The sequence below is a fragment of the Bacillus sp. MZGC1 genome, assembly GCF_002998605.1.
Lineage (GTDB): Bacteria > Bacillota > Bacilli > Bacillales > Bacillaceae > Bacillus.
The window spans coordinates 733085-749992 of record NZ_PVRE01000001.1 but is presented as its reverse complement, the minus strand read 5'-3'; the positions used below and the strand labels follow the sequence as shown (position 1 = coordinate 749992).

Sequence of the window (16908 nt, the reverse complement as noted above, 5' to 3'; positions counted from 1 at the left end):
TCAATTAAAAAATGAGAAAGTTCCGTTTTACTTCTTCTTTTGGAATGTACGTTTGGTCCCATCTTCAAGCTTCATATCGACCTGAATTCGCTGATAATCATCGTCTAAATTAAAAGCAGCTAATAGCTCATTGACATACGTTTCATTGATCTTCGCACTAGGAATCGACATATCATTTAGCTTCATCTTCATCTCGCGTAAAGCTTCTTCACCTTCATAGCGGACACCGTTCATATGATCACGAATCAGTGCTTCTTCTTTGCCTTTCGCCTGACGATAGGTGGCTTCGTATAATTCGCTTTTCTGCCCGTATTGAACATGCAGGTGGAGATGCTCAAATGGAAGTTCCTTCATTTGAACCGCTGAGAGACTCTCTGCTTCTGCTTCCTTTGTTTGTTGCAGCGGTTCGATTGATTGGCAGCCAGACAGCATAAAAAGCAGCACTCCTATTTGTCCCGCCTTCTTCCAACACATCATGTGCTTCCTCCTATTTCTTATCATCGCTTTTTATTCTTCTCCATCCTGCTTTTCGTTATTCAATAAAACAGCGGACTATGGTAGATTGAAACAAAAAGGAGAACGAGATGATGAAAAGAACAGCCATTGTAACTGGTGCCAATAGCGGCTTCGGCAAGCTCATCACGATAGGTCTCGCCAAGCAAGGCTATACAGTGATTGCAGGGGTCAGGCAGGAAGCCAATGCAAAAAAGCTTGCCGAAGAGATCAAGCAAGCCTCTTTATCCGAAGCGATACATATTGAAGCATTAGATGTGACAGATACGCAGTCGATTCAAGCATTTCAGAAAAAGCTACATGCTTACGCCCCCATAACCTTGCTTGTCAACAATGCGGGAACAGCCTATGCGGGTTTTGCTGAAGAAGTTCCTGTTGACACGTACCGCCAGCAATTTGATGTAAACGTCTTCGGAGTCATGGAAGTGACACAAGCCGTCCTTCCGTTTATGACAAATGGTGCAAAGATATTCAATATGAGCAGCATCAGCGGATTAATGGGAATGCCCGCGCTTTCTCCATATGTATCCTCCAAGTTTGCTTTGGAGGGCTATACAGAGAGCTTGCGCATTGAACTGGCCTCGTTCGGTATACAGGCAGCCTTGATCGAGCCAGGCTCTTTCCAAACAAATATTTGGAACACGTCTATGAACGAGCACATGTTGCAGCCAGGGGAAGGATCGAAATACACAAGCATCTATCAAAAGATGATGGTTTATATCAATGCCCAGAAAACCAACTACGGTGACCCGCGTGAAGTCGCAGAGCTTGTGATTCGATTAGCCGAGAAGAAACGGCTGAAAAAGCTGAGATATCCGATTGGGAAAGGGGTGCGACTTTCATTCACAGCAAAGCAGCTCTTGCCTTGGAGCATGTGGGAAAAGATCATATTACGTACACTCTCTTCAAAAAAATAAGCATAAAAAAACAGGTAGACCTTTAACGTCCACCTGTTTTTTCATTTATTCGGTTTCAGACTGTCCAAGGGTAATGTCTAGATTTTTATTTTTCCCTTCACGAATGACAGTCATTGTCGTTTTATCGCCGACTTTTGTTTCTTTGTACAAAATTTCTTTCAGCTGAGAGCTGTTTGCCACGTTTTTCCCTTTGAATTTGATGATGACATCTCCAGATTTCAAGCCTGCTTTTTGTGCAGGTGATCCTTTTGATACATCTTTTACATAAATCCCTTTGCCGATTTGTTTATCAAATAAGCCGAGCGTATTTTCTTGATACGTTTCAGGCACTTGCTCAAGGTCAATCATTTGTACGCCAAGGTAAGGACGTTCAACCTTTCCATTTTTCAACAGCTCATCTACAATCGGTTTGACATCGTTACTTGGAATCGCAAAGCCAAGTGATTCCACACCGCTTTCGCTAATTTTTAAACTGTTGATGCCAATCACTTGACCATCTGTATTGATAAGCGGTCCCCCGCTGTTCCCGGGGTTAATCGCTGCATCTGTTTGCAGTACATTCATTTCCACCGTACCAGATGATGTGTTCGCTTCAACTGTACGATCAAGACCACTAATAATCCCTTCTGTCACAGTACCAGAGAACTGTGCACCGAGCGGGTTCCCAATTGCGATCACTTTGTCTCCAGCACGGAGCTTAGAAGAATCACCAAAGCTCGCCACTTTATCAATGCCGTCTGCATTGATTTCGACAACAGCTAAATCTGTCATCACGTCACTGCCGACAAGCTTCGCGTCTTTTGTTTTTCCGTCATAAAGTGTGACCTTCAATTTATTGGCACCCTCGACTACGTGGTTATTTGTAATAATGTACGCTTTTTTGCCATCTTTTTTAAAGATGACACCAGAACCCGTGCCAGCTTCAGCTTCTGTTGAATCACCGCTAAGGCCAAACGAATTTTGGGTAGATTGATAGTTTGAGACTCCCACAATGGTTGGCTCTAAATCTTCTACCATATCAGAGACATTCGTGGCATTGGTGATTTGTTTTGTTGAGAAATTTTCAGAGGCTGCCGGTTCACTTGACGCTGTTTGCGTTTGAGTGTTTGCTGCTGTGTTCTGTGACTGCGGCAAAAGCGGTGTAATGCCAAGCACAAGGCCTCCGCCAATAATTCCTCCAAGGATCGGACTGAGCCATGCTGCTTTCCGCTTTTTCTCCTTTTTCGACACACGGTCATCCTCCATTTGAGGAGAATGGTTTGTCACACTCTCCTGAGTGGCAGAAGCTTCGTTTTCATGAGGTTGAAAAACGAGTTCCTTTTCTTTTTCAGGTTCGTCTATTTGTTTCTCATTCTCTTGATGTACATCTTCTTGTTGATTCAACTTCTTCTCTTCATCTTCTCTTCGGAAATCCATCGCTTACACTCCTTTACATCATGTTCATGACTTGCTTGATTCATATGTGTAGATCGGACTCATGTCCTCTTAATGGCAACATCATTGAAAATACTACATGACAATATGTCAAATTATATAATACTTATTCATAGAAAAAAAGCAAGGTGCGCACATTCGTGAAAAGCACCTATTGATCTGCCTTTTGTCTATGCCCTTTTTTCCCTTGAGCTTATCATAAACAAACATTATGGGATAATAATGAGAAGAATATGTGAAATTGTGAAAAAAGCATGTGATTGTTGACATGCCGCCTTTGTATCCCGTTATAATGACGTTGAGAGGATGTGGAAGACTTTGTCGTACACCATTTATTTAGTGGAAGATGAACAAAACTTAAACGAACTTTTAACCAAATATTTAGAAAGTGAAAATTGGAATGTCTCCTCTTTTTTAACCGGAGAAGCGGCACGCGAAGCAATGAATAAACCGCCGCATCTATGGATTTTAGATATCATGCTGCCTGATACAGATGGCTACACACTGATTAAAGAAATCAAAGCCGCATCACCTGACGTACCGGTCATTTTCATTTCAGCACGCGACGCTGATATTGATCGTGTCCTCGGTTTAGAGCTGGGAAGCAGTGATTATATTGCGAAACCATTTCTTCCGCGCGAGCTGATCATTCGGGTGCAAAAGCTGCTTGAGCTTGTGTATAAAAACAGCGATACTCCGCAGCAGCAAAGTGTTACACCCGTCTCCTCCTATGTCATTCATGAGGATGTAAGAGAGGTGTATGAAGGAGATCAGCTGATTAACTTAACTTCTAAGGAATTTGACTTGCTGCTTTTATTTACACATCATCAAGGACATGCTTTTTCTCGTGAAGATATTCTCGTCAAAATTTGGGGACACGATTACTTTGGGACAGATCGTGTGGTGGATGACCTTGTCAGACGATTGCGCAAAAAAATGCCCGACTTAAAGGTCGAGACCATCTATGGATTTGGCTATAGGATGCTAAAAGGATGAAGAACAAACCACTCGCTTTTCAAATTTGGATCGTCATCTCTGGTATTTTACTCACCATCTCGATTGTTCTGATCATCCTATTTTCCAATACATTACGAAATTTTTTCACGAATGAGATTTATAAAAATATCGAAAATGAACAGCAGGTGCTCACAGAATATCCGTTGAACCGAGACGGCTCGCCAAAGTCGACACCGGAAAACCGCTCGGTGCAGCACATTCTGATTCCGTCAGATGAATTAAACCAAATGGGGCAGTTTTTCCCACACGCCTTTATTGAGAAAATCCAAGCCTTTGTGAAAAAACAAAAAAGCGCAACGAAACGCTATTCTGAAGAGGTGAATGGCCAGCACATCTTTTTTGTCATCAAAAAAGTATCAACAGGCAATACACAATATATTCTTTTGTCTTATGCGCCAGACTCTTATCGAGATGACCTGTCCTTTACGCTGTTTAAACAGCTGATCTTTATCTTGGGCACCGTTATTTTATTAAGCTGGATTCCATCGATTTGGCTTGCCCGCTACTTATCCCGTCCAATCGTTGCGTTTGAAAAACACGTGAAGCGGATTGCACAAGAGGACTGGGACGATCCTGTCATCGTTGACCGGCAAGATGAAATTGGAAAGCTTGGTCATACCATTGAAGAAATGAGACAAAAACTCATTCAAAAGGATGAAACAGAACGGACTCTTTTGCAAAATATATCACATGACTTAAAGACACCTGTCATGGTCATCCGCGGCTATACGCAGTCGATTAAAGATGGTATTTTTCCTAAGGGAGATCTTGAACAAACAGTGGAAGTCATTGAAGGTGAAGCGGAAAAGCTTGAGAAGAAAATCAAGGATTTGCTGTACTTAACAAAGCTTGATTATTTATCAAATCAACACCCTGCACATGCTTCCTTCCTACTCAGTAATACGATGCTGGAAGTGGTCGACCGAATACGCTGGTCGAAAAATGAATTACAGTGGAACGTGGACTTAGATGATGAGGCTGCTCTTGAAGGCGATCCAGAACAATGGAGCAAATTATTTGAAAATGTCCTAGAAAATCAACTTCGCTACGCAAAAAGGAAAATTGATATTCAAATGAAACAGGAAGAGGATCAAATACGCATTGTCATTCGTAATGACGGTCCTCCAATTGAAGAACATATGCTATCCAGCCTATACGAACCTTTTAGTAAGGGAAAAAAGGGCGAATTCGGTATTGGATTAAGCATTGTCAAAAAAATTCTCTCCATGCATCAAGCGTCTATATCAATTGAAAATGATGATCTAGGTGTACGTTATACGATCACGGTTCCAAAGAAGAGACTGTAGGTTTTTGACCGCAGTCTTTTTTAGATGAATGAATACCCATTGAAATCACGGTATGTGGCTTTGATTTTCTTGCCAGCTTGATACATCCATTTCTTTTCAATGGTTGTCTCTTTCGGCATTTTGACTTTTTCTACTTGAATTCCTTTTGTTCGCAAGCGTCTTATCATATCATCGATTTCTCTCATGGAACATCATCCTTTCACATTTTTTGACCAGTTGGTCACCTTACTTTATAATATAAAGAATTACACTGTAAAAAACAAGTTACAATCTGATTAATTTTTGAAAACTTTCGTCGTTTATGACCGATAAGTCACATCTCTTTGCGCACGTTTCCTAAGACATTTGTCTCTCGGTAAGAAAGGATGACATTCATATTGAAAAAGAAAGAGAAAATGATCATTGAGGCTGGCATGAAATTGTTTGCCAGTAAAGGCTACAATACAACGTCTGTTCAGGAAATTGCGGATGAATGCCACATGTCAAAGGGTGCTTTTTATCTTTATTTTAAATCAAAGGAAGCACTGCTCATTTCAATCTTACATTACTATTACGATAAGGTATTTACCCGGATCCACGAGGTTCAAACAGAGGGCGGCACACCAAAGGAAGCCTACCGCAAGCAGCTTACTGTCTACTACGATAATATTTTGCAGCAAAAGGATTTTATTAAAATGCAGCTGAGCGATCGAGCACTGCCAATGAATGAAGAAACGCAGCAGCTCGCAAAACAAATCAGACTTGCCACCATTCAGCTTCACATTGATAACATTAAGCAGGTATATGGAGATGCAGCGATTCCTTATATGGCTGATCTTTGTTTGACAATTGAGGGCATGAGCCACGTTTATTTCGAGCTTGCGATTTTATATGATTTTCAGCTGGAGGCTGAGGAGCTAGCCGCAACGATGATTCACCGTATCGATGATTTGATGGGCGGTATGATGGCGCGACATGATCTTCCGCTCATCTCTGTAGATCAAGCGAGCGATTGGTTTGGTCCTATTTATGAACGGTCATTCGACCCGCTGACAGAATCTCTTTTAAAAGAATTAAGAGAGCAAGCTGAAGCACACTATGAAGTGAAAGACGAGCCTGATTTATTTGAAGCACTCGGCATTCTAGAAAATGAATTAAACAAACAAAAACCTAGACAAGTCATCGTGAAAGGTATGCTGCATCAACTGAAATTGTTCGCACCGCTCCAATCCGTATCTGAGTCACTTTTGCGTATTTTGAAAGAGGATCATTTGTAGAACCCAAGGCAGTCCCTGGGTTTATTGTTGTGATAAAAAATCAAAATCTTTATATGTCAGTTCAGGAAGTTTGTTAGCTTGGACTCTTTTTAGCAAGTCATCTACATATCTTTGAACAGCAAGCATGTCACAAGGAAAATCAAATTCAAATTCTTCCTCTACCGACAGTGTGACCATACAATACGAACAGGTTGGTTTAAAGCCAAGCATATCGTCATTGAAACTTAAAACATCTTCATACGACTCTTCTGATAGCTCAAAATGAGAAATCAACAATATATCAATATGATTCCCACCTTCAGGTCGTCTTTGATCAATATATAACAAAAAGGCTGACTCCTCCGTCCCCTGCGACATTACTTGAAAAAATTCTACATCACGTGTCCGCAACCATCTAATAAACCTTGTCTTTAACGTTCTCACAATTATTCTCCTCAATATTTTCCCATATAAAAACCAGGGGCTGCTGCCCCTGGTTTCTTATTTTGCTTTCGGTGTCACCATTTCTTCTGGTTTCACAAACTCTTCAAACTGCTCTTCTGTTAAGAGCTCTAATTGAAGTGCTGCTTCTTTTAATGTTAAACCTTCTTTGTGAGCAAGCTTTGCAATTTTCGCTGCATTTTCATATCCGATGTGCGGGTTGAGTGCCGTCACAAGCATCAATGAATTGTTCAAGTTTTTCTCGATTGTTTCTAGGTTTGGTTCAATTCCAACTGCACACTTGTCATGGAATGAGTTCATGCCGTCAGCAAGTAATTCAACTGATTGTAAGAAGTTATAAATGATGACCGGCTTAAATACGTTCAGCTCAAAGTTTCCTTGGCTAGCGGCAAAACCGATTGTTGCATCATTCCCCATGATTTGTGCTGCAATCATTGTTAAAGCTTCACTTTGAGTTGGGTTGACTTTACCTGGCATAATTGAGCTTCCTGGTTCATTTTCAGGAATGATCAATTCACCAATTCCGCAGCGCGGACCACTTGCCAGCCATCTCACATCATTGGCAATTTTCATTAAATCAGCTGCAAGTGCTTTTAGGGCACCGTGTGCATACGTAATTTCATCATGGCTTGTCAGCGCATGGAATTTGTTTGGTGAAGAATTGAATGTTTGACCTGTCAGTTGGCTGATTTCCTCAGCGACATATTGTCCGAACTCAGGATGTGCGTTAATCCCTGTACCAACAGCTGTTCCGCCAATCGCAAGCTCTCTCATTTTTTCAGTTGATTCTAGGATCATTTCTTTTGAACGATCCAGCATGTACACCCAGCCGCTAATCTCTTGACCTACTGTCAGTGGTGTTGCGTCTTGCAAGTGCGTACGACCGATTTTAACAATCTCTTGATACGCTTTTGCTTTCTCATCAAGAGTGGCTCTTAATTGATCAATCGCCGGCAATAATTTTTTATACACAGCTAAAACAGCTGCCACGTGCATAGCAGTTGGGAATGTGTCGTTTGAGCTTTGGCTGCGGTTGACATCATCATTCGGATGAATGCTGAACTCACTATTTTTATCTTTCAAGTAAGCAGTTGCTCTATTTGCAACAACTTCGTTCATATTCATGTTACTTTGTGTTCCACTGCCTGTCTGCCATACAACAAGCGGGAAATGCTCGTCATACTTTCCGCTGATGATGTCATCACATACAGCAGCAATTGCTTCTGCTTTTTCGCTCTCAAGGTTGCCAAGACGTTCGTTGGCAATCGCTGTGCTACGTTTCAAAATTGCAAACGCATTCACAACTTCCTTTGGCATTTTCTCAGAACCGATTTTGAAATTTTCTTTGCTTCGTTGTGTTTGTGCACCCCAGAACTTGTCCTTTGGCACCTTGATTTCGCCCATTGTATCTTTTTCGATTCTAAATTCCGTCATTATGTATCCCTCCATAGCTTCTCATCACTCAACTCTATTCTATACAAAAAACCAAAATCCTTTAAGCGTTTTCAATTAAAATTTTATCTTTATTTTAATTTTAGTTCAATATAAACGCGGACATCTTTCGAATATTTGTATTTTGGGTTCGTTTTTCCGTAATCCTTTGATGTATATGTCACTTCATAATGCTTGTCAAACGACTGTAGAATACGGTCAATCTCCTCTTTTGTTCCTGCTAAACGAATTTGTGCCATCTTGTTTCCTCCAAAACCCTCATTCTTTCTTTTACCACAAAATAATGTAACACAGAATATTGTTTTTTCAAGCAGGTAATGCTAAGAAAAAGTTATTGAGGCGGGTGATCCTTTTGAATCAGACTCCATTGAAAGAGCACTTATACGATAATCTCTCCGTCATTCTCCCGCAATTAAAGGAAATGGACGATTTGGTTCATGAGAAAAAAACGCTGCCTCACGGGCAAGTCGTTTACTATTTATACATAAAAGAAATGAACGAAAAGATGGAGATTCAAACCTTTTTGAAGCTGCTTCTCCAAGATCATACGTCTCTCACAAAAGAGAAGCTGGAATCCAATTTATCGATGATGACCACACGTTCGGTGAAGACCTCTGAACAATTGGTCGATGCGATTTTTGAAGGGCATTGCGTGGTGCTCATTAATGGATTTCAGCATGCGTATATTTTAGAAACGCATGGAACGAAGAAACGCAGTTTAGGGGATGCTACCTCTGAAACAGTCGTGAGAGGACCCAAAATTGGCTTTATTGAAGATTTAAATACGAATTTAGCGCTTGTAAGACAGCGCTTGAAAAATCCTGATCTCAAAACCGTCGATATGAAGATTGGTCTACAGAAATACACCCAGGTGACCATCATGTACATCGACGGTATCGTTCAAGTGCCTGTTTTAAAGGAAGTCAAAAAACGGCTCAAGCAAGTCACCATTGATGATATACAAGACTCTGGTGTTCTTGAGGAGCTCATTGAAGACAATGTGTATTCTCCTTTTCCACAAATTCAAAACACAGAACGGCCGGATAAAGTGGCGTCTGCTTTAAATAATGGCCGGGTCGCCATCTTTGTCGATCATTCACCTTTTGTGTTAATTGTACCTGCATCCCTTGCGACAATTATGCAATCACCCGATGATTATTATGAAAGATGGATCGCCGCCTCTCTTATTCGCTTGCTGCGGTTTACCTCGATCTTTCTGACGTTATTTCTATCAGCCATTTATATTGCGCTTGTGTCGTTTCATCAAGGTCTTTTGCCAACCACTTTGGCTATTACAATCTCGAGCACAAGGGAAAATGTCCCCTTTTCACCCATTGTCGAGGCACTCATCATGGAGATGACCATTGAGCTGCTGCGGGAAGCTGGCTTAAGGCTGCCAAATCCGCTCGGTCAAACGATCGGACTTGTTGGCGGGGTTGTCATTGGACAGGCTGCCGTTCAGGCACATATTGTCAGCTCAATTATGGTGATTATCGTTAGTGTCATCGCACTTGCATCCTTTACTGTTCCTCAATATGGGATGGGCATGTCCTTTCGCGTGCTCCGCTTTGTGTCCATGTTTACTGCGGCTACCTTTGGTTTATATGGGATTGTGCTGTTTATGCTTGTACTCCTTACTCATCTCACGCGGCAAAAAAGTTTTGGCACGCCTTATTTCTCACCAGATTTTGTGTTCAGCTATAAAAACGAAGACAATTCCATTATTCGATTGCCTTTAAAAAATCAACAGAAAGGAGAACGACATGGTCAATCATAAAGAGTCGATTACCAGCTATCAGGCAAGTGCCATTATTGCCAATACAACACTAGGCGCAAGTATGATGATTCTGCCAAGATCAATGGCTCAGGCTGCGGCTACACCTGACGGCTGGATTGCACTCTTACTCATGAGTGTCATTTACATTGTGTTTATTTTTGCAAATGTCCTCATGATGAAAAAAGTCCCCTTCTCCTCTTATTATGATTATACGAACGAGGGGCTTGGAAAATGGATTGGCGCTCTTGCCAACCTCTTGATTATTATTTATTTTCTTGGCGTCGCCAGCTATGAAGTACGAGCGATGTCGGAAATGGTGAAATTCTTTTTGCTTCAAAACACGCCTGTAGCGGTGACAATGATCAGCTTTATTATAGTTGGTTTTTATCTTGTGATTGGCGGGATTGGTGATTTAGCCAGGCTTTTTCCTTTTATTTTGATTGTGACGCTCATCATCTTATTTGTCGCTTACGGACTTAGCTTGCAAGAATTTAAGTTAGATAACCTCCGGCCCGTTTTAGGAGAGGGGTTCTCCCCTGTCTTCAATTCCTTTAATGCATCAGCCATATCGTTTGTCGGCATTGAAATGATGCTGTTTATGCCTGCTTATATGAACACGCAAAAACACACTTTTGCTTATGGAACAGTCGGCTTTTTGATTCCTGCGATTATTTATATTTTCACTTATATTCTTGTGATAGGTGCGCTGACGGTCAAAGAAACGGCGACTTTGACTTGGCCGACCATTGCCTTATTCCAATCGTTTGATATTCAGGGGATTTTTATTGAACGAATTGAATCATTTTTGCTTATCGTTTGGCTGGTTCAGCTGTATACAAGCTTTGTCGGATATACATTTTTTGCCGCAATCGGGGTATCCAGACTGACCAAGTTTCCTAAAAAGGTAGTCGTCGCTCTAATGGGAATTGTCATTTACTTTGCAGCGATTTTCCCAAAGGATGTCGATACAGTGCGAGATTATTTAACCTATGTGAACAACCTCTTTTTCCTGCTGTTCGGCATTCTCCCGTTTCTCTTATTTATAATCGTTTTTTTCAAAAGGAGGCGGAAAACAGCATGAAAAAGAAGGCAGCTTGTGCTCTTTTGATGCTGGTTCTATTAAGTGGTTGCTGGGATAGTACAAATATTGAGGAGCTCAACATGGCGATTGGGTTTGCAGTAGATAAAGGGGACCAAGGACATAAATTAAAGCTGTCTATGCAAGTCCTCGTTCCTCAAAAGATCGATCAGGAAGCAAGCATCAAAGACCCTACGAAAATCATTGAAACAAGCGGGGATTCTATGCATCAAATTTTCCGCACAACGGCGCTGAAAAGCCACCGCATTTTTGCGCAGCAGCTAAGAGTGTATTTATTTTCTGAGGAGCTCATCAATGAGAATAATTTTGACCTCGTCATTAATCAATTCATTCGAGACAATGAAACGCGGAGAGGCAGCCTCGTCTTTATGACCTCTGAGAAACCTGGGGACATGCTGAAAATCAATGACGACGGACAGCCAGCCTCTTCGACCTTATACGATCTTTCAGAAAACAGAAAAACGACCATTTCCATGTTCAAGACGGTCTCATTAGGAGATATTTCTTCTGCCATGCAAAACAATGTATCCTTTGCTCTTCCGAAAGTCAGCGTCGATCAAGGAAAATTAATGATCGACGGTGCCTCTATTATTAAGAATAGACGATTTCTCACCAATATCTCTCCGTCAGCAGTGGAGTCATACAATTTGTTAACTGGGGACGGAGAAGGCGGAGTCATACAATTTGAATATGATCACAGCCTCTACTCTTTTGAGATTTTCAAAATCAAGCACCATATCAAAACCCATAAATCAGCCAGTGGAAAATATCAATTTGATGTGTCAGTGGATCTTGATGGGCGATTGTCTGAGGATTGGAATGAACGCGAAAACGCTTTTAATGAAAAGTATCTCAGAGAAATTGAAGGCGTTGTCAAGCGTCGATTAGAGAAAAACGTAAAGGATTTCATCGGAGAATTACAGCATGAGATTAAAGCAGATATTTGCGGGTTTTATCAAAAGGCGAGTATTGCCTACCCAAAGGACTTTCGAAAAGAAGCAAAACATTGGGATGAGATTTTTAGTGAATCAGATATTCGTTACAAAGCAAATGTGAAAATCCGTGACTTCGGGACTAAGGGCGCAACACAATCCTGATAGAGTATGTTAAAATGGTAAGAAAAAAAGGGTGTCAATCATGAAACGAGCTTTACTTTCGGCCGGCATTCTATTTTTGATTCTAGGAATACTCCTGTTAGTCGTTGTATTCATGCAATCAAAAGAAGATTTCTTCATTGAAGCCGACAGCTTTTCGAGCACATTTTTGATCGTGATTTATTATGGACAAACCCCTGCGCTCCTTCTTATTGGAGGCGGTTTATTCGTCGGACTTTCACAGATCATTGGTTTGCAGGAGAAAAAAGCAGCAGTGGCAAAGGAGAGCGTACAGCTATTATCCGAGATGAAGAAAGCCCTAGAAGACAAATCGGCCGAGGAGCAGGAGGCTTTTCCAGTTCCTGAGCTCCATCAACTATCCGAACGTCCGATCACAGGACAGAAGGACTAATTTTACGCATGTTCTAGCAGCTTTCATTTGAAAGCTGTTTTTTTATTTTATTGAATCAGCTTATGACGATGCGCATACACAGCCGCTTGTGTTCGATCTTCTACATCGAGTTTGGAAAGAATGTTGGTAATGTGTGTCTTCACTGTTTTAATTGTAATAAATAGTTCCTCGGCAATGACCTTATTCGATTTTCCATCCGCAATCAGCTTCAAGATTTCCATTTCTCTTGCTGTTAATGCATCATGAAGGATCGATCCATTTGAGGAATGACGGAGTTTATTCATCACCTTTCCAGCCACTTTTGATTCAAGTCTTGGTTCGCCGATACTTGCAGACCGAATGGCATCCGCAATTTCTCCTGCCTTGGATGTTTTTAATAAATAGCTTAAAGCACCTGCTTCAATCACTGGATAGACTTTATCATCGTCAATAAAGCTCGTCAGAACAATAATTCGAGCATCTTCAATTTCCTGACAAATTCTTTTCGTTGCTTCGATGCCATCCATTCCTTCCATGACAAGATCCATTAAAATCACATCTGGCTTTAATTCAACCGCAAGCTCTACACCTTTTTGTCCATCTGACGCTTCACCAATGACTTCAATATCAGCCTGCGCCTCTAAAAAGGCAGCAAGCCCCATTCTCACCATTTCGTGATCGTCGATTAAAAGTACTCGAATCATCGAACGTTCTCTCCTTTTCCTTCATCAAAAATGGGGACCTTCACATCGATTTGTGTTCCTTTTCCCTCAAATGACATAATCTCTGCGACACCGCCTACTTCACTTGTTCTTTCACGAATCGATTCAAGTCCGTAGGAAGCTGTCTTCACATGATCTGTTTGAAAACCGATCCCATTGTCGATAATCTTCAGCTGCACCTGCCGATTTCGAATGAGCAGACGTACCGTCACCTTTGTCGCCTTTGCATGCCTGAACACATTTGATAGGGCTTCCTGTACAATTCGGAAGAGGTGATCCTCTACTCCTTTAGACAGCGGAACATCATCTTCTATTTCCCAATCAATATCAATCGGCTGCTTTGCTTGAAATTCATTTAGGAGTTCAATCAAGCCTTTTTTCAAGTCTTTTCCTTCAAGGGTGATCGGTCTTAGATGAAGCAAAAGCGCACGCATTTCATTTTGTGCATCGCCAGCCATTCGTTCGACTAGGCGCATTTGCTTTAAAATCTTTTCATCCTTTTCCTTCATGCCTTCAAGAATCGCAGAGGTCATCATCGAAATCGCAAACAACTGCTGGCTAACCGCATCATGCAGTTCTCGTGCTAGACGCTGACGTTCTTCTGAAACGACGGATTTCTTCATTTGCACCTGCCATTCAGCCCGTTCATTCGAGAGCTTTTGCAAAGAAGCTACTTGCCCTTCAACTCGTTTGGCCATTTCATTTAATTGATCTGCCGCTAAGCCAATTTCATCGTCGCCAAGAGACGGCAGTCTGTATGCAAAGTTCCCATTTTCAAACTTTAAAATCGACTCTACAAGCTGATCGAGACGCTTCTTATGCTGATAGCCAAATACATGCGAGGCAGAAACCCCAATGACAAGACTAATGATCAGTAAAATACAAAAAAACGGGATGCCGAACCAGCGGGTAGAGAGGAGAATCATCGGATCAAGCTGATAATAAAAAAACATGGGCAGCATCGTCATGATGACAACACCAAGCGAGATCCCTACTCCAAGACGAATAGATTGCCACTGGATACCTAGATGGAGTTTCCTCATAAGTATCTCACATCCACATCTCCAATCAGTAAAGAGATGGAGATTTTCACTTTTCGTTTGCTCTCATCGTAATTGTTGGTCATCACATACACTTTACTGCCGAATCCGCTTCTTTTTTCATCGATAATTTTCATATCACCAATTGCAGCTGAAGCACTCACACATACTTCAATATCCTGCGGTACGTAAATATCCACATCTCCGATGAGCCCGCTAATCACGATCGTGCTCTCTTCTTCTGCGATAATGGCCTTTGATAAGTCGATTTTGACATCCCCGATAAACCCTGAAATCGTCAAATCACTTAATTGAAACGGCTTTTTCATCAGCCTGACCTCACCGATAAAAAAGTCATGCTCTTTGCGCGGCTTTGTCTGGCTCTTTGTTTTCTTTTGGTCGCCCTCTTTTTCAAGATTGACTTTCAGTGAAGGCTTTCCATCGTCCGATGCTTCCTTTTTATCGACATCAAAAACGGGTTTGTTTTTCAATAAACGATAGCCGGCATATATCAAAAAGGCCGCAAATAAATATCCTGTGAGACTAAATGTAATATTGAGCAGAAATTTTAAAAAGAGAAAGCCGGCAAAAATATAGGAAACTGAACCGAGCCAACGTTTGGATCTTGAGTGCAGCCAATAGCCAGCCAGCGCAAAAAACACAGGCCAAAACAAATCGGCTCCGATCCCAATAATTTTGAGAAATAGATTAATACCAAAAATCACGACAATGATGCCTAAAATTTGATTCCTTGAAAAACGCAGTTGACTCGCCTCCTTCCTTTCTTCCATTCATTACCGCAGCTTTAAGTTTCCACTTGTCATTTCAATATCGACTAAGTGTGTTCCTTTTCCCCGCGTGCCTGTAAAGCCTCGTCCTTCACTATCCGCTTGATCAAAGTGATAGGAGTGATCGACACTTCCACTTGTTTTTTTCACCCGGACATTGAAATCTCCTTCATCCGGTAAATTAAATTTGGCACTGCCTGATGTCATATGGAAGGAGACAGGTGACGCAATGGTATCAAAACTTGCCGTTAATCTACCGCTTGTCATGCCTAGTTGCAGCTCCCCTTTGACATCTTTAATATCGGCACGTCCCGAGGTTGCCCCAATATCACTATTTTTCGCATCGATGTGAGACACGGAGAGTCTGCCCGATGTCGCTTTGATTTCTACATTTTTTGCTGAGAAATTCTCGGCTTTGAGGTTTCCGCTTGTTGATTTGAGCGTCACATCTTGAAGAGACAGCTTCCCTTCGCCATCCATCTCGCTGACCCCGCTTCCACCCGTAATCTTCACATTTTTATGATAATCTGTTGGAATTTTGACTAAGAGTTCTCCTTTTTCAAATGAGGAGAAAAACAAGAATCCTTTATTTTCAGCACGGACGTTGAATGTACTGCCTGTTTGGTCCGCATACATTTTCCCTTTCCCATTAACGACAATCACGGAAATATCGGAACGATTTTCAGGCTTTACCTTCACGCGAAACCCAGAAAGAGAGATATCTAATTGATCAATTTCATCTTTTTTCGCTGAAGCTGTTGTGACTGCTTTTTCACGGGAGAAACTCAAATGAAAGAGATCTTCATTTTTGAAAAGCATCCCAATCATTAAAAAGACACCTACAAGTATACAAATTAGACCGATTAACCGCTTCATTCGTACCATCCTTTTATCTTCTGACCTTTTCATTATAAGTAAAAGCGAAACAGAAAGAAATCAAATATCGGAAGAAAAATCCTGCTTTTCTTCCGATCTGACATCGATTCCTTAGTTTGCTTGCTGCTCAGGCTTCTTCTCCAGCTTGAGCTTCTGCCATTCTTTTTCAACCTCATCCGCATAGTCTAGATGAGCATATGCTCCTTGATCGGCAAATTGTGCATAGCTGCCCGCTTTTGTCTCCATTTCTTCGATACGGTTCTCCATTCGAAGAAATTCCTTATATGCACTTTCACTGTCTACTTTGTTCATGGATTCGTTCATATGCTGCTTTGCCTGTGCAGCATTTGCTCTTGCAATCAGAGCCTGCTTCTTGTCTTTAATATCACGCAGCTTCGTTTCTAACTGCTGCAATTGCTCTTTCAGCTCTTTCAATTGTTTCACAGAGTGCTGATAAGCTTCCTGATATTCCTGGTGCTTTTCTTCAAAATACTTCATTTCTGTGAGCGCTTTTCGTGCAAGTTCCTCTTCTCCCGCATGATATGCCAGCTCAGCCTGCTTCTTTCTTTTATCAGCAAATGCTTCTGTCTCTTCTGCTTTGTGCAGGAAGCCTTGTTGAATCGTTTGCTGTTTGATGATCGCATGTTTCGCTTTGGCAATATCGTCCTCCATATCACGAACGTACTGATTCAGCATGACACGCGGATTCTCCAATTTATCTAAGCCTTCATTGACCGTTGCAACAAACATATCTCTTACTCTTCTGAATACCATTTGATATTCC

The 16908-nt window shown here is 41.4% G+C and carries 19 protein-coding genes; 8 read left to right on the top strand and 11 right to left on the bottom strand.

Features of this window, described 5'->3' with window-relative positions:
- Positions 1-27: 27 nt before the first annotated feature.
- Complete coding sequence (locus C6Y06_RS03675; protein WP_170965972.1) at positions 28-474, bottom strand: YusW family protein; 447 nt, start codon at positions 472-474, stop codon at positions 28-30.
- Positions 475-584: 110 nt separating this feature from the next.
- Between C6Y06_RS03675 and C6Y06_RS03670 the strand changes: the two genes are divergently transcribed.
- On the top strand, positions 585-1430 hold the full coding sequence (locus C6Y06_RS03670; RefSeq protein ID WP_060597271.1) for an oxidoreductase: 846 nt from the start codon (positions 585-587) through the stop codon (positions 1428-1430).
- 45 nt (positions 1431-1475) lie between these two features.
- On the opposite strand, the gene C6Y06_RS03665 is transcribed toward C6Y06_RS03670, so the two are convergent.
- A complete protein-coding gene (locus C6Y06_RS03665) occupies positions 1476-2846 on the bottom strand; it encodes a S1C family serine protease (protein ID WP_003213179.1) in 1371 nt (456 codons plus the stop codon).
- 336 nt (positions 2847-3182) lie between these two features.
- On the opposite strand from C6Y06_RS03665, the gene C6Y06_RS03660 reads away from it, so the two are divergent.
- Both C6Y06_RS03660 and C6Y06_RS03655 read left to right on the top strand, forming a co-directional pair.
- Positions 3183-3860: a response regulator transcription factor gene (locus C6Y06_RS03660; protein WP_003212732.1), complete on the top strand. Its 678-nt coding sequence runs from the start codon at positions 3183-3185 to the stop codon at positions 3858-3860.
- The gene (locus C6Y06_RS03655; RefSeq protein WP_106032222.1) at positions 3857-5188 is read left to right on the top strand and encodes a sensor histidine kinase; all 1332 of its coding nucleotides are present in this window, start codon (positions 3857-3859) and stop codon (positions 5186-5188) included. The genes C6Y06_RS03660 and C6Y06_RS03655 overlap by 4 nt, the downstream gene beginning before the upstream one ends.
- A gap of 20 nt (positions 5189-5208) precedes the next feature.
- Here C6Y06_RS03655 and spxO read toward each other — a convergent pair whose 3' ends face one another.
- The gene (gene spxO, locus C6Y06_RS19990; RefSeq protein ID WP_003212782.1) at positions 5209-5373 is read right to left on the bottom strand and encodes an anti-adapter protein SpxO; all 165 of its coding nucleotides are present in this window, start codon (positions 5371-5373) and stop codon (positions 5209-5211) included.
- A gap of 192 nt (positions 5374-5565) precedes the next feature.
- Between spxO and C6Y06_RS03650 the strand changes: the two genes are divergently transcribed.
- Positions 5566-6444: a TetR/AcrR family transcriptional regulator gene (locus C6Y06_RS03650; RefSeq protein WP_050944099.1), complete on the top strand. Its 879-nt coding sequence runs from the start codon at positions 5566-5568 to the stop codon at positions 6442-6444.
- 21 nt (positions 6445-6465) lie between these two features.
- On the opposite strand, the gene C6Y06_RS03645 is transcribed toward C6Y06_RS03650, so the two are convergent.
- The 3 genes from C6Y06_RS03645 to C6Y06_RS03635 form a co-directional block, all read right to left on the bottom strand.
- Positions 6466-6771 (bottom strand): hypothetical protein, encoded by a 306-nt coding sequence (locus C6Y06_RS03645; protein ID WP_223251427.1) that lies wholly within the window; start codon positions 6769-6771, stop codon positions 6466-6468.
- 153 nt (positions 6772-6924) lie between these two features.
- The gene (gene fumC / locus C6Y06_RS03640) at positions 6925-8319 is read right to left on the bottom strand and encodes a class II fumarate hydratase (RefSeq protein WP_034659931.1); all 1395 of its coding nucleotides are present in this window, start codon (positions 8317-8319) and stop codon (positions 6925-6927) included.
- 89 nt (positions 8320-8408) lie between these two features.
- A complete protein-coding gene (locus C6Y06_RS03635) occupies positions 8409-8576 on the bottom strand; it encodes a YvzF family protein (protein WP_003213147.1) in 168 nt (55 codons plus the stop codon).
- 113 nt (positions 8577-8689) lie between these two features.
- On the opposite strand from C6Y06_RS03635, the gene C6Y06_RS03630 reads away from it, so the two are divergent.
- From C6Y06_RS03630 to C6Y06_RS03615, 4 genes are read left to right on the top strand one after another with little or no spacing between them, the layout of a single operon-like run.
- On the top strand, positions 8690-10114 hold the full coding sequence (locus C6Y06_RS03630; protein ID WP_066030421.1) for a spore germination protein: 1425 nt from the start codon (positions 8690-8692) through the stop codon (positions 10112-10114).
- Entirely contained in the window at positions 10101-11195 is a 1095-nt protein-coding gene (locus C6Y06_RS03625) for a GerAB/ArcD/ProY family transporter (RefSeq protein WP_060597275.1), read from the top strand. Before C6Y06_RS03630 ends, C6Y06_RS03625 begins: the two co-directional genes overlap by 14 nt.
- Positions 11192-12310 carry a Ger(x)C family spore germination protein gene (locus tag C6Y06_RS03620; RefSeq protein ID WP_060597276.1) on the top strand — a complete coding sequence of 373 codons (1119 nt, stop codon included), beginning with the start codon at positions 11192-11194 and terminating at the stop codon, positions 12308-12310. The genes C6Y06_RS03625 and C6Y06_RS03620 overlap by 4 nt, the downstream gene beginning before the upstream one ends.
- A gap of 40 nt (positions 12311-12350) precedes the next feature.
- Positions 12351-12719, top strand: a complete 369-nt coding sequence (locus tag C6Y06_RS03615) for a hypothetical protein (protein ID WP_034659936.1) — start codon at positions 12351-12353, stop codon at positions 12717-12719.
- A gap of 47 nt (positions 12720-12766) precedes the next feature.
- On the opposite strand, the gene liaR is transcribed toward C6Y06_RS03615, so the two are convergent.
- The 5 genes from liaR to liaH form a co-directional block, all read right to left on the bottom strand.
- Positions 12767-13402 (bottom strand): two-component system response regulator LiaR, encoded by a 636-nt coding sequence (gene liaR, locus C6Y06_RS03610; protein ID WP_034659937.1) that lies wholly within the window; start codon positions 13400-13402, stop codon positions 12767-12769.
- Positions 13399-14463 (bottom strand): two-component system sensor histidine kinase LiaS, encoded by a 1065-nt coding sequence (liaS, locus tag C6Y06_RS03605; protein WP_034659938.1) that lies wholly within the window; start codon positions 14461-14463, stop codon positions 13399-13401. The genes liaR and liaS overlap by 4 nt, the downstream gene beginning before the upstream one ends.
- Entirely contained in the window at positions 14460-15251 is a 792-nt protein-coding gene (gene liaF, locus C6Y06_RS03600; RefSeq protein ID WP_181185435.1) for a cell wall-active antibiotics response protein LiaF, read from the bottom strand. Before liaF ends, liaS begins: the two co-directional genes overlap by 4 nt.
- Positions 15252-15254: 3 nt before the next feature.
- Positions 15255-16124, bottom strand: coding sequence for a LiaG family protein (liaG, locus tag C6Y06_RS03595; protein WP_060597277.1), 870 nt, complete (start codon positions 16122-16124; stop codon positions 15255-15257).
- Positions 16125-16235: 111 nt separating this feature from the next.
- A complete protein-coding gene (liaH, locus tag C6Y06_RS03590; RefSeq protein WP_060597278.1) occupies positions 16236-16898 on the bottom strand; it encodes a stress responsive protein LiaH in 663 nt (220 codons plus the stop codon).
- Between the last annotated feature and the right edge of the window lie 10 nt (positions 16899-16908).